Source organism: Mycobacterium sp. E796 (genome assembly GCF_001672815.1).
In the GTDB taxonomy this organism is placed as follows: domain Bacteria; phylum Actinomycetota; class Actinomycetes; order Mycobacteriales; family Mycobacteriaceae; genus Mycobacterium.
This window is the reverse complement of record NZ_LZKK01000212.1, coordinates 41,033-53,413: the sequence shown is the minus strand read 5'-3', so window position 1 is coordinate 53,413 and position 12,381 is coordinate 41,033. Positions and strand designations below refer to the sequence as shown.

The window sequence follows — 12,381 nt, the reverse complement described above, 5'->3', positions numbered from 1 at the left end:
AGCCTGCACGAAAGGAGGCGTTCGGGATGGCCAAGCCAGTGGCTGCTCGCGGATTCGCGCGTGAGCGCGTGCTCGAAGCGGCCTTCGACCTCTTCGCCCAGTACGGGGTCCGCGGCACCTCCATCCAGATGATCGCCGCGCGGCTCGGCGTTACGAAAGCCTCGGTCTACTACCAGTTTCAGTCCAAGGACGACATCGCCCTAGCAGTTGCCCAGCCGATCTTCGATGACCTCGCGCACATCCACCGCATCGCGGAGATGCTTCCCACGCCGGAAGCGCGCCGCGATGTCGCCCTGAGCGGGGTCATCGACCTCGTCATCCGATACCGCCAAGTGGCCAACGTCATCTACGGCGATCCGGCCATGAACGAGCTGGTCAACACTCACCCAGATCTGCGGCACACTGTCGATAGCTTCACCGAGCTGCTGCTCGGTGCGCAAAGGAGCTGCTCTGATCTGGTGGCCATGACGCTGCTCACCGCCGGAATCTACGGATGTGCAGCCGACGCGCGCCTGCGCGGAATCGCCGACGATGACCTGCGGGGCATATTGCAGGATGTCGTCAAGAAGTTCACCGCAGCGCTATGAGCTGTCGGCCGACGTAGGTGTGAGCAGGAAGTCGTGCAGGAGTGGCGTGGACCACTGCGGCCTCCACCATCATCCAAACCCGCCTCGTCAAATCGCTCGCGGCGCGACGGCTCGCCGTCGACGCCGGTCGTAGAACAACATATGTCGTGTTTTCGTCCGATCACAGGGGCGATCAGTGCGATGCCTAATACGCTCCACAACAATGCATTTCGATGCCGCCGAGGCCGCTCGTTTACGAGCTGGTGTCGCGTCGTGTTGGTCATGCGCCACAGCGCCGCTGCCGGTGGATCCCTATGCGCTCAACGGGAAGCGCCTGCGCGATGAAGGTCCTCGAGGTGATCGAGATCATTAGTTCCCGCGTATGGTCGCGCTTATCCTTCGGCATTACGGCCGCATTCGACCGGCGCCGGCTGGAGCCCGCGTGCAGCAGTGTGCGGGCTAGAGCGTGCGTGACAATGCTCGGGTCCAGCCGCTCACAGCGCTTGAGGGCTGCGCGGCCGGCGACGGTCCAGTAGGCAGACTTGCGATCTCGGCGCGCAGCTCCGCATACCGATGTTGCGTCTCCCAAAAGATTGATAGGCATCGCTTAGCCTGTAGCCACCGGTCGTAACGACGTCCATAACTGCCACAGCCGGTCAGCCATGACACGGGCCGTGCTCAGCTTGTTGTCGTCGGTCAGCCAGCCGACGATAAGGGCAGTACTGCCGCCGGCAAGGAAGGTGACTAGTTCAGCTTGCTCGTGAACAGGGATGTTGCGACCCGGCCCGGGCAGCATCATCATGCGCTCGAAGTGAAATCTGTTGTGGCGGGTCAGTTCATCGCGGACGACTGCGCTGGTGCGACCTGTGAGCAGTCGCTGGTAGAAAACACGATGGTCCAACAGATGTGTCATCAACACAATGAGACTTTGCGGCGGTGAGCCATCGGCGGGTACACGGGTTGGACCCGCGTCTCGCCGCGTCGCCTCTCGTATCCGGCTGATGGCCGCCTCAGCAAGAAGGTGGTCACGGTCGGTGAAGTGGTCATAGATGGCCTGTCGGCTAATCCCAGCCGCAGCGGCGATGTCGGCCATCGAAATCTGGTCGGGATCATGTTCGTCCACGAGCGCAATGGCCGCACCAACCAGCGCCGCGCGGGTGCGCACAATACGTGCGTCCATGTCCATCCTCTCGGTCAACGATCATGTCTGCGCACTTGGTGCGCAGTCGGTCATCCTGGGCGGACGAGTTCACCGGGCCGCGGCCACATGATCTGCACCACATCGATCGTTGACAGCTGTCGTCTAACTAAGCAATACTCGCCTAGTTAGTTAACCAGGTCAACGATGCCCGGAGAGAAGATGATCGACGAAGAAAGCCTGATCAAAGACCTCACTCGATGGTTAATCGATGACCTGCGAGCGGGCACGCGTATCGATGGCGTCCAGGCGCTCTCCGGCGGCTACAGCCAGATGATGATCGCGTTCACATTGCATGACGACGAGCACGCGCGCCGACTGGTTTTGCGGGCGAATCGCCCGTCCAATGAAGCAGTGACTGCGACCGACCGGTCGCTCGAGTACGCGACGATCGCGAGCCTCAGCGGTCGCGGAAACGTACCGTTGCCTGCCCCGCATTGGTTTGATGGTGGAGCCGCCCTGGGAGTGCCGTGCTTTGTTGTTGACCATATCGACGGTACGTCCATGTCCGTCGCATGTCGCGGACTTTCCGAGACCGCTCGAGATGAACTGGGCCACAAGCTGTGTGACTTAATGGTCGCGATTCACTCCACCCCGATCGACTCGCTGCCTTCCGAACTGGATGTTCCAACGGACTGGTATGGCTACGTCGATTCGATCATCCAGCGCTGGAGGCAGATCGAACGCAGCGCACCGGAACCCGATCCCTTCGTGCGCTACCTCGCAAACTGGCTGCAGCGTAACAAACCTGCGCCGGCGCCAATGACGCTCATACACGGCGAACTCAACAACGACAACATCCTCTTGAGATCCGACGGTGAATTGAGCGCGGTGGACTGGGAATTCGCCCGCATCGGGGACCCCCGCGAAGACATCGGGTGGTACCGCGCCGCATCTAACGGAGCGGCACCACCCGACGTACTCGCTGGAGATTTCGACGGCTTCTGCGAGCGCTACCGCACGGCAACCGGCTTGGGCTCGGACGTGATCAACCCCGCGTCCATCGGGTACTTCGGATTGTTGGCCACCGTCAACGCCTACAGCAGCCTGGTTCAGACGTGCGCGACGGTGGAGAGCAACCTGGGCGGACCCGTGTTGACGGCGTACATGTCAGCAGTGCTCGGGCGCCTACAGCTAAACATTATGCAAACCATCCGCGACCTCGACGGCAATGCCGTCCACGATACGCGTCCGCAGAGGGGATGACTCGTGCTAACACGTCCTTCGGTACCCGCGGTGTTGACCCTGCTGAGCCACGCAGTTGCGCGACCAAACGCGCACGAAGGCAGCGAGCTTGTCCTCGCGGCGCAACTACTGGCCATGGTCGCACGGCGTGCGGAGTTCGAGCCTGCCTACATCGCATCAGAGGTCGGCGTCTACCGAAAACTTGGCGAAATGGTCCTAGCAGAAGGGCTCGGAGATGTCGCCGCGATGCGCGCGGCGCTGGACGATCTGCACCGCCATAGCTCCGCGGGAACCCCTGCGGAACACGACATTCAGGCATACGCACTCGCTAGCGAAGTGTTATGTCTGGCCGTCGACGCGACACAAGCCAGCGACGGACCCGCGGCCCGTGCAACTCTCGACGCACTACGCCTGCGCGAACAAAACCAGGCCCGCATCGTGGCTGACTTCACTCTCGCCGGCCGATGACCTCCTCTCGCGTCATGCGCTCGATCGTCGTATCGGCGTGTGGCCACTAGGTACCAAACCGCACAACTAATGCGAGAAAGGACTTAAGTATGACCCAGATTTCGCCTGAGCCAGCGCCGTCGCAATGGTCAGCCGGATTGCCGCCGGAAGCGGACTTCTGCCTGCTTGAACCCGACGATGTGCCGATGTTCAGCGAAAACTTCTGGTTCGTCGGCTATGACCACGACAGCGGCGTCGGTCACTATCTACACCTCGGCGCCGACTCGACGAACTTCGCGGTGTGGATCGAACAAATCGTCCTCGCGGTGGGTTCTGAGCAGCTTTACTTCCACTGGGGCTACGGCGGCGAACGCAGCCCCGACAAGGTGGCCGGACCCAGAATGCTGTTGCACAATATCGAACCGTTCCATAAGTGGCACTTGAGCTATGACGGACCCGCCGCCCCGGTGACGCTGAGCGCCCTCAAATCCGGTCTGGTGAGCAGGCAATCCACCGAAACCGAACACATCGTTGTCGACTTGGATGTCGTCACCGTCGCGCCTGTCTTTCTCGCCGCCGCCGGCGGTGAACGCGCTGAACCCTATGAGGGACAGGCCTTTTCATCTCATTACGAGCAGATGTATCGGCTCTCGGGAACCGTGACCATCAACGGGCATCAACACAGCGTCAACGGCTTCGGCCTGCGGGATCACTCCCGAGGACCCCGCGACCTCACCGGCTGGGGCACCCATGCGCTCATCGGCGGCGCCTTCCCGAGTGGACGGGCGTTCGGACTCTTTGTAGTGATCGGCCGGGACGGAACAATACGTCTGGAGGAGGGATACCTCTACGAGGACGGGAAATATCGGCGCGCGGTAAGGACTGAACACACCCCGCTGACTGATATCGACGCCACCCCCGGTGAACCACTGATCGTTCGCCTGCACATGGAGGAGGGTGACGTCGTTGAAATCCACGGCGAAAGCGTGAGCGCGTTCATCCTCACATTCAAGGGCGCGGCAGACGGCGATCCCGGTATCGACCGGCTCGAGACAGACGGCACCGTACTGGTCGAAGCCTTTCCCCGCTTTAGGTGGAACGACGAGATCGGCGGTGGAATCTATGAACGCACAGCAATGATTAAAGATGTCCTTCGCTAGCGCTGGCCGCGTCATCGAACGATCTACACGACGTCTCGCAGTACGCGCTGGACCGACACACCTGGGACACCCGAGACCAGGTGCGCATCGCCCTCATCACCTGGATCGAACGCACCTACCACTTACGGCGCAGACAAGGTCCCGCTCGGCAGATTGACCCCATCGAATACGAGACCGTCATGACACCGGCGGCCAAACACGCCGCCTAACCAACCTGTCGGTGCGGCAGACCCCGCGCGTCGCTAGAGCACTTCGATGACCATGGCGGCGCCCATGCCGCCGCCTGCGCACATCGACAGCACGCCAATGCCCCCGTCGCGTCGCCGAAGCTCATAGATCGCCGACGTCACCATTCGTGCGCCCGTCGCCGCGATGGGATGGCCTAGGCTGATGCCAGATCCGTACACGTTGAGGATGTTCTCATCGAGGCCAAGCTCACGCGAGCACGCGATGGCCTGCGCAGCGAACGCCTCGTTGATCTCAAACAAAGCCACGTCTTCCAACTTCCGACCCGCTAACTCGAGCGCCTTTGGTATCGCCGTGATCGGGCCACTCCCGGTGCGGCTGGGTGCGACACCCACCTGCGCCCACGACAGCACGTGGGCGAGCACGTCAGTTCCTGGCTCGGCAACGCTGAGTGCGACAACCGCGGCCGCGTCGTTGATTCCGGACGAGTTGCCGGCCGTCACGGTGAACCCTTCGATCTCGGGGTGCAGCACCTTTAAGCCGGCCAGCGTTTGAATCGAACTGTCGCGGCGGGGGTGTTCGTCGCGAGCGAACTCGATGCTCGACCCGTCCGCTTGTGGCACTCTGATCGGCACGATTTCTTCGTCGAACCAGCCTGAGTCGACTGCCTTGGCGGCGCGCTGGTGGCTGCGCACCGCCCAAGCGTCCTGATCCTCGCGAGTGATGCCGTACTGCACCGCGCAGTTATGCGCGACCGTGATCGACATGTCCAGCGCGGGCGCGTCGGCAGTCGGCGGGTGCGACAGCGGCACCCACTCGTCGTAGTCTTCGGCGGACTTGCCGCTAGTGAATAGCTTGCGCTTGCGAAGCACCGGCGAGGTGGAGCAGGATTCCATGCCCCCGGCCAGAATCGCGCGGCTCATACCCGATGCGACCTGCCCGGCACCAATCGCTATAGCCGAAAGGCTCGATGCGCACTGACGATTGACCGCCATGCCCGGGATGTGGGTGAGGCCCAGATCAACCGCGACGTAACGCCCGCTGTCACCACCGCCCTGAAGGCTCTCCGCCAAAACGAGATCATCGAATTCGCTGGCGCCCAGACCAGACCGCGTGATTACCGATGCGACCACGGGCTTGGCCAGTTCGATGGCGGGTACGTTCGCCAACGTGCCACGGCGCGACGTGCCGATAGCCGTACGGCCGGCCGCTACGACGGCTGCCCTGCTGCGGGTCGACATGAGGCGCCTCCGATCAAAGTTCGATGCTGCGAGTTTATCCGAATTATCTTACTAAATCCCCCCAGCTCTACGACTGTGCTCGCGCGGGCAGTTCCAGGGAACCGGCAGATCCAACTTCCTCGATCATGTTGTCTGACAGCCCCAGAACGGTATGGCAGACGTCATAGGTGTCGGCGCATTTCTCGGCGGCAGCGCCGAGGCGTTGTGGCGGAATGACCTCAAACAGCGCCAGACCCCGGAGCGCCTCGAGTGGCTGCTCATACCCCAGGCTGATCCACTTCGCCCAGCATTGTGCCGCGCCACGGTATGTCCTGATGTCCTACGCCCGGATCGGCAACGTTCGCGCCGATGTGGGTTCGCGGCCGAACAAGCGCGCTCCGCCCATTCGCTGGTCAACATTCAGAGTGAACTGGCCTCGGCGAGGATCCGAGATCGGGGCCCCCGGGGGAAGCAGCCGACAATTGTCCGTGGCCGCCACTGAAGTTGGTGTCACGCCCGTGGATTGAACGGATCGGTAATGCTGTTGCCGAGGTCGATCCACACGGTCTTGGTCTCGGTGTATTCCTCGATGGCATGAAAGCCGTTCTCGCGACCCAGTCCGCTTTCCTTGAAGCCGCCAAACGGCGCGACATAGTTCGTCTTGCGATAGTTGTTGATCCAGACATTCCCAGCACGCAGCCGCCTGGCCATCCGATGTGCTCGCGCGACGTCACGCGTCCAGACACCGGCGGCGAGGCCGAATGCGGTGTCGTTGGCGATGCGCACAGCATCGTCTTCGTCGGCAAATCGGATGACCACGGCGACGGGCCCGAAGACTTCCTCGCGCGCAATGCGCATGTCGTTGGTGACATCGGTGAAGACCGTGGGCCGCACGAAAAGGCCTCGGCTTAGTTCAGGTTCGGTGGGTCGAGCGCCGCCGGCCGTGAGGCGCGCGCCTTCCTGTTTGGCCAATTCGATGTAGTGCAACACCTTGTCGAATTGGGACTGGCAAGCCACAGTGCCCATTTCGGTGTCGGGATCCAGCGGATTGCCGAGCTTGATGTTGTCAGTGCGCTCCGCCAACGCTGCACAGAACTCGTCATATATGTCGTCGTGGACGAGCACCCGGGAGCCGGCCATGCAGGTTTGGCCGGTGGCCGCGAAGATACCGGAGATCACGCCGTTAACAGCGTTCGACAGATCGGCATCGGGAAACACGATGTTGGGTGATTTGCCGCCGAGTTCAAGCGATATGCGAGCGAGGCGCTCGGCGGCCGTGACGGCGATCTTCTTCCCGACGGCGGTGGACCCTGTGAAGGCGATCTTGTCGACGCCGGGGTGGGATGCCAACGCCGCACCCACCGGCCCGGCTCCGGTGACGACATTGACGACGCCGTCGGGGAATCCGGCTTCCGCGGCGAGGCGGGCAAGGACGAGGGTGGAGACAGGCGTGATTTCGGAGGGCTTGATCACGAGTGTGTTACCGGCGGCCAGGGCGGGGCAGAGCTTCCAGAGAAGCAGTGCTAGCGGACTGTTCCACGGGGTGATGGCCGCCACCACGCCGATGGGTTCGCGAACGGTGAACACCTGCATATTGGGGACGCTGCTGGCGAGCGTTTCACCAGTCGGGCTTTCGGCGACTCCGGCGAAGAAGTAGCAGTGGTTGGCCAACGCCAAAGTTTGGCCGGCAACCTCGCGAATGAGCTTGCCGTTCTCCAACACTTGGATTCGTGCGAGTTCATCGGCATTGGCGCGGATCAGGTCGCCGAACTTGCGCAGCAGCGTGGCGCGCTGCAGCGGGCTGGACTGCGACCACGGGCCGACTTCGAAAGCCCGGCGGGCGGCGGCGACGGCTGCATCGACGTCTGCGTCGGTGGCCGACGGCACTCGCGCCCACCCCAGGCCGTCGAACGGGTTGATCGATTCGAAGGTGGAACCGTCCGAGGCGCCGCGCCACTCCGGACCGATCAGCATCAGGTATTGCTCGATGCCGGCGGAGGCGGGAATGTGATTATCGCTCAACGTTTTGCTTTCGTCTCTCGTATGTCAGCGCCGCGGCCGGAGGTCGACGCGCGCTGGGCCGCGGTCGTTCCGGCCAGGCGCCCAAAGGCCAGCGCACGCAGGACCGATGTGGCTCCTGGGTATTTGTGGTGGTAGATGCCGGCGACCTCGCCCACAGCAAGCAGACCGGGAATCGGTTTGCCTGCATGGTCGAGGACGCGAGCCTGTTCGTCGGTCTTGATCCCGCCGAACGTGAAGGTGATCGCACAGGTTACCGGCCAAGCAACGTACGGTGGTTCGTCAATAGGTCTGGCCCAATTGGACTTTGGCGGCTCAAGGCCCCGGGCGGCCACGCCGTCGAGGTGCGTGACGTCCAGCGGTCCCGGAACGGCCGCGTCGTTGTACCGGGAGACGGTGAGACGCAGCGTATCCGCATCCAAATCCAGACGGGCCGCGAGTTCTTCAATGGTGGAGGCGAGTACCGGCGGGCGATCGCTCAGCACAGCGCGAGAATAGTCCTGGCGCACGAGCTTCTGGTCGGCGATCAGGTAGGCGAACTGGTCAGCGTCGCGCCAAATTCGATAAGCGATGTGCTCGAAGGTGTTGTCGGGGGTGTCGGCTCCCTCGTCAACGAAGCGCAGGCCGCGGTGGTCGACCAATATCCCGTACGGGTACACCATGATCAGCGCTTCGGCATGGCGAGCGCGAGGATCAACAGGCTCGCCATGGAACCGGTCGAACTGCCCGTCGGTTTGCGCCGCGGCCCGGACGGCCATCTCGAGGCCTTCGCCCTGATTGAAGCGTCCGCCCGGCGCTATCGGCGACAACTCGTGCCCGCGCCTGCCGAGGTAACGGTCGAGCAAGTCAGGGTTGCCTTCGAAGCCGCCGCAGGCCAGGACGACGGTTCGGGCCAGCAAGCGGCGCCTTAGACCAGAAGCCCCTACGACCTCGATCCCGACGACAACACCGGAATTGTCCGTGATCAAATCCGTTGCCGTAGTGTCGTATTCGATGACACCGCCATAACCTTCAACCCTGGTTGCAAAGGCCTCAACGATCGCCGCGCCACCACCGACGGGCATGAGCCGTGGACCTTTTGAGGTAAGAAAGTAGGTCAAGTCGGACTTGGTGGCCACCCCGTTGTCGTTGAGCCATTCAATGGTGGGCTTGGCCAACTCGGCGAGCTTGGTGACGATGGCGGCGTCGGTCTTGCCCTCGCTGAGTTCGATCATGCGCGAGGTGAAGTCGGCAGCTGGGGAACCATCGTCTTCTAGACGGAAAAATGAACCGGTCCACGCGGTGTTTCCGCCGCGGCGCCCCACTGGCGCCCGCTCCACAACGACCACCCGGCCGCCTGGGGCCTCCTGCAAGAACCGCAAAGCCGTCGCCAAACCTCCAGCGCCGCAACCGACGACGACGAGGTCGAGCACGTCTTGGTCCACCGGGTTCTCTTTTCTGCTCGGTTCAAGGCCGATCGAAGCACGTTCCCGACCCTCGGTCAACCCACTGTGCGGTATACACGGTCCACACAGTGGTTTACAGTCAACGGTGTGGAGCCTCTCCAGACAGCCGCCCTGAAGACCGACAATGGGGTGCGCAGCATTGCCCGTGCCGTAGGCGTGCTGAATCTCTTCGATGTCGAACATCCCGTTCGTGCCCTACGAGAGCTAGTCGTTCAGACCGGGCTGCCGAAGACCACTGTGGTGCGATTGCTGTCGACGTTGGAGTCCCTAGGGCTCATCTCAGACCGCGGTGATTCGACGTACGGGCCGGGGGCAGGTTTCCTGCGCTGGGTCGCGCTTTCGCAGGCTATGTGGGAGGTCAGCGCCGAAACCCGCAGGCTGATGACTCGCCTTGCGGACACCTGCGGCGAAACCGTCAACGTTTATGTCCGCCAGGACACCCACCGAGTATCGATCGCACAGGTTGAGGGCACCGCCACAGTGCGCAGCGTCGTAGCCGTGGGCGTGCCGTACGCGTTAGCGTATGGCGCGGCGGCCAAAATCCTGCTCACCGGCGCGTCCCAACGGACACTGCAACATCTGGCGGCCAACGAGTCCGATCTGGACTTGGAGGCGTTACGCCGCGAGATCACCGATATCGCGGCGGCTGGATACGCGGTGACTCATGGCGAACGCGAACTCGGTGCATCCGCTGTGGCGGCGCCGATTCGAGCCAGCGATGGCCGAGTGATCGCGGCGCTATCTGTAAGCGGTCCCACCTCGCGCTTTACCGCCGACCGGGTCGGACGATACGTGGACGAGGTGACTGCGACCGCAGTGGAGATCGGTTCGGTCGGCCTGGGCAGCGTGGAGGTCTTCTTATGACCGCTGACTTACTCGCGGGCATCCGAGTGCTCGACTTGACGAATGTGCTGGCCGGCCCCTTCGCCGGCTACCAGCTGGCTTTGATGGGTGCCGACGTGATCAAGATCGAGTCGCCCGGCACCGGCGACCTAGCACGACAGTTGGGTGCCGACGCCAACCTGAGCGCCATGTCGCTCGGAGCATCCTTCTTGGCTCAAAACGCTCAGAAGCGTTCGATCACAATAGATTTGAAGTCCAAGCCAGGAAAAGGCGTTTTCGAGGAATTGATTGGCGACGCTGATGTCTTGCTCGAGAACTTCCGACCCGGTGTGCTCGAGCGACTCGGGTTCGGATGGGAAAGGCTGCGCGAGCTGAACTCGAGGCTCATTTACTGCGCAGTGTCAGGCTTCGGCTCGACCGGGCCGATGCGTAGCAGGCCCGCCTACGACCAAGTCATACAGGGGCTTTCGGGCATCATGACCGTCACCGGCAGTCCTGAGAGCGCACCGCTGCGGGTTGGATATCCGGTCTGTGACAGTTTCGGAGGGCAGGCGGCGGCCTTCGCGATCGCCGCGGCACTGGTCCGACGACAGCGCACCGGTCAGGGCGCTTTCCTCGACACCTCCATGCTCGATGCGGCGCTGACGTCAATGGGCTGGGTCGTCTCCGACCATCTCATCGCCGGGCGGGAACCGAAGGCAATGGCCAACGAGAACAGCACGTCCGCCCCATCAGGCACCTTCAATACCGGTGATGGCGCTCTCAACATCGCCGCGAACAAGCAAGAGCAATACGACGCACTATGCAGGGCCCTCAAGCGAGACGAACTGATCGATGATCCGCGCTTCCGCACCCGGGAGGATCGCATACGCAATCGCGACGAGCTGCGCTCGATTCTGGAGACTTCTCTCAAGGAACACAGTGCCGCGCAGTGGGATGCAATCTTCATGCACACTGGGGTTCCGGCGGCTCCAGTGAGATCCGTACCGGAGGCGCTGTCCTGCGAGCAGATCACTCATCGCGGCCTCGTCGCAATGCTTGAGTCGCCGGCAGCGACAGCAGACGGGCTGCGGGTACTGGGGTTACCAACACACGTTGACGGACAACCCATCTCCCCCACGACGCCGCCGCCGACCCTCGGACAACACACCGACGAGATCCTGCTCGAGCTCGGCTACGACGACGCCACGATCGCTGCGTTACGCAACGAGAAGGCGATATGAACACCGCGCGCGATCACGCCGAAACGTCGACCACCACGCGCGACGTAACCGATTGGTGGTCGACGGCCGTCTCCGACATCGAACCCGGCGTTATACGACTGCGGGGCTACCCGATCCAAGAGATGATCGGCTCCGTCGGCCTCACCGACATGATCTGGTTGATGATCCGCGGCGACCTGCCACGCCCCGAGCATGCCGAACTCCTCGAACTCGTCCTCGTCGCCGCGGTCGATCACGGCCCGCAAGCGCCGTCCATCGCCGCTGCCCGAATGGCAGCCACTTGCGGTGTCGGACTACACGGAGCCATGTCGACCGGTATAGGAATGCTAGGCGACATCCACGGCGGCGCAGGGCAACAATGTATGCAACTTCTCGAGGAGATCGCCTCCGACCCTCGCGAGCTGAAAGTCGTTGTGGGTGAGATGCTGTCGCGCTACCGCGAAGCGAACAGCTACGTCCCCGGTTTCGGCCACCGCTTCCATCCCCGAGATCCGCGCCGCGACCCCCTCATGGACGCCGCCCGAAAACAGGTCGCGGCCGGCACGATCACCGGGAAGTATTTGGCCATCGCCGAGGAGATAGAACTCCAGCTCGCCGCCGGACGCGACCGGCCTGTTCCGATGAACATCGACGGCGCCACGGCGGTGATTTGCGCCGAGCTGGGTTTTCCTGCCGAACTCGGCCGAGGGCTGTTCATCCTGTCTCGATCCGTTGGCATCCTGGCACATGCGTGGGAAGAGCGCCGTGGCGGACGCCGCATCAAGGGCCCCATCCCGCCTCCCCTCCTGCCGACCTACACTGGCCCCGAGCAACGCTCGGTGCCCGATCGAGGGCATGCCTAGGGTGAAAGGTCACCAGAACACGGGGCCGCCCCCGGTGCCGTCGCCAC

At 62.9% G+C, this 12,381-nt stretch carries 11 protein-coding genes; 7 read left to right on the top strand and 4 right to left on the bottom strand.

Annotated features, from left to right (window positions below):
* The first annotated feature begins 26 nt into the window (after nt 1–26).
* Nucleotides 27–587 (top strand): TetR/AcrR family transcriptional regulator, encoded by a 561-nt coding sequence (locus A5706_RS15935; protein WP_068132282.1) that lies wholly within the window; start codon nt 27–29, stop codon nt 585–587.
* Nucleotides 588–1,173: 586 nt separating this feature from the next.
* Here A5706_RS15935 and A5706_RS15930 read toward each other — a convergent pair.
* Nucleotides 1,174–1,746, bottom strand: a complete 573-nt coding sequence (locus A5706_RS15930) for a TetR/AcrR family transcriptional regulator (protein WP_197517851.1) — start codon at nt 1,744–1,746, stop codon at nt 1,174–1,176.
* Between the two features lie 180 nt (nt 1,747–1,926).
* Here A5706_RS15930 and A5706_RS15925 point away from each other — a divergent pair, with 180 nt between their 5' ends.
* The 3 genes from A5706_RS15925 (at nt 1,927) to A5706_RS15915 (ending at nt 4,556) form a co-directional block, all read left to right on the top strand.
* The gene (locus tag A5706_RS15925) at nt 1,927–2,970 is read left to right on the top strand and encodes a phosphotransferase family protein (protein WP_197517850.1); all 1,044 of its coding nucleotides are present in this window, start codon (nt 1,927–1,929) and stop codon (nt 2,968–2,970) included.
* A 30-nt stretch (nt 2,971–3,000) separates the two neighbouring features.
* A complete protein-coding gene (locus tag A5706_RS15920) occupies nt 3,001–3,417 on the top strand; it encodes a hypothetical protein (protein WP_068132275.1) in 417 nt (138 codons plus the stop codon).
* Nucleotides 3,418–3,506: 89 nt separating this feature from the next.
* On the top strand, nt 3,507–4,556 hold the full coding sequence (locus tag A5706_RS15915; protein ID WP_156767157.1) for a hypothetical protein: 1,050 nt from the start codon (nt 3,507–3,509) through the stop codon (nt 4,554–4,556).
* A 242-nt stretch (nt 4,557–4,798) separates the two neighbouring features.
* On the opposite strand, the gene A5706_RS15910 is transcribed toward A5706_RS15915, so the two are convergent.
* The 3 genes from A5706_RS15910 to A5706_RS15900 form a co-directional block, all read right to left on the bottom strand.
* Nucleotides 4,799–5,983, bottom strand: coding sequence for a thiolase family protein (locus tag A5706_RS15910; RefSeq protein WP_068132271.1), 1,185 nt, complete (start codon nt 5,981–5,983; stop codon nt 4,799–4,801).
* Between the two features lie 489 nt (nt 5,984–6,472).
* Entirely contained in the window at nt 6,473–7,936 is a 1,464-nt protein-coding gene (locus tag A5706_RS15905; protein WP_082964425.1) for an aldehyde dehydrogenase, read from the bottom strand.
* A 44-nt stretch (nt 7,937–7,980) separates the two neighbouring features.
* Nucleotides 7,981–9,405, bottom strand: a complete 1,425-nt coding sequence (locus A5706_RS15900; RefSeq protein WP_068132269.1) for an FAD-binding protein — start codon at nt 9,403–9,405, stop codon at nt 7,981–7,983.
* Between the two features lie 108 nt (nt 9,406–9,513).
* Here A5706_RS15900 and A5706_RS15895 point away from each other — a divergent pair, with 108 nt between their 5' ends.
* From A5706_RS15895 to A5706_RS15885, 3 genes are read left to right on the top strand one after another with little or no spacing between them, the layout of a single operon-like run.
* Nucleotides 9,514–10,290: an IclR family transcriptional regulator gene (locus A5706_RS15895; RefSeq protein WP_068132266.1), complete on the top strand. Its 777-nt coding sequence runs from the start codon at nt 9,514–9,516 to the stop codon at nt 10,288–10,290.
* On the top strand, nt 10,287–11,492 hold the full coding sequence (locus A5706_RS15890) for a CaiB/BaiF CoA-transferase family protein (protein ID WP_068132264.1): 1,206 nt from the start codon (nt 10,287–10,289) through the stop codon (nt 11,490–11,492). Before A5706_RS15895 ends, A5706_RS15890 begins: the two co-directional genes overlap by 4 nt.
* Nucleotides 11,489–12,334, top strand: a complete 846-nt coding sequence (locus A5706_RS15885; RefSeq protein ID WP_068132262.1) for a citryl-CoA lyase — start codon at nt 11,489–11,491, stop codon at nt 12,332–12,334. Before A5706_RS15890 ends, A5706_RS15885 begins: the two co-directional genes overlap by 4 nt.
* The last annotated feature ends 47 nt before the right edge of the window (nt 12,335–12,381 follow it).

Coding starts and splice junctions, on each gene's coding strand:
- A5706_RS15935 (WP_068132282.1), top strand. CDS start 27: ATGGCCAAGCCAGTGGCTGCTCGCGGATTCGCGCGTGAGCGCGTGCTC.
- A5706_RS15930 (WP_197517851.1), bottom strand. CDS start 1,746: ATGGACGCACGTATTGTGCGCACCCGCGCGGCGCTGGTTGGTGCGGCC.
- A5706_RS15925 (WP_197517850.1), top strand. CDS start 1,927: ATGATCGACGAAGAAAGCCTGATCAAAGACCTCACTCGATGGTTAATC.
- A5706_RS15915 (WP_156767157.1), top strand. CDS start 3,507: ATGACCCAGATTTCGCCTGAGCCAGCGCCGTCGCAATGGTCAGCCGGA.
- A5706_RS15910 (WP_068132271.1), bottom strand. CDS start 5,983: ATGTCGACCCGCAGCAGGGCAGCCGTCGTAGCGGCCGGCCGTACGGCT.
- A5706_RS15905 (WP_082964425.1), bottom strand. CDS start 7,936: ATGCTGATCGGTCCGGAGTGGCGCGGCGCCTCGGACGGTTCCACCTTC.
- A5706_RS15890 (WP_068132264.1), top strand. CDS start 10,287: ATGACCGCTGACTTACTCGCGGGCATCCGAGTGCTCGACTTGACGAAT.
- A5706_RS15885 (WP_068132262.1), top strand. CDS start 11,489: ATGAACACCGCGCGCGATCACGCCGAAACGTCGACCACCACGCGCGAC.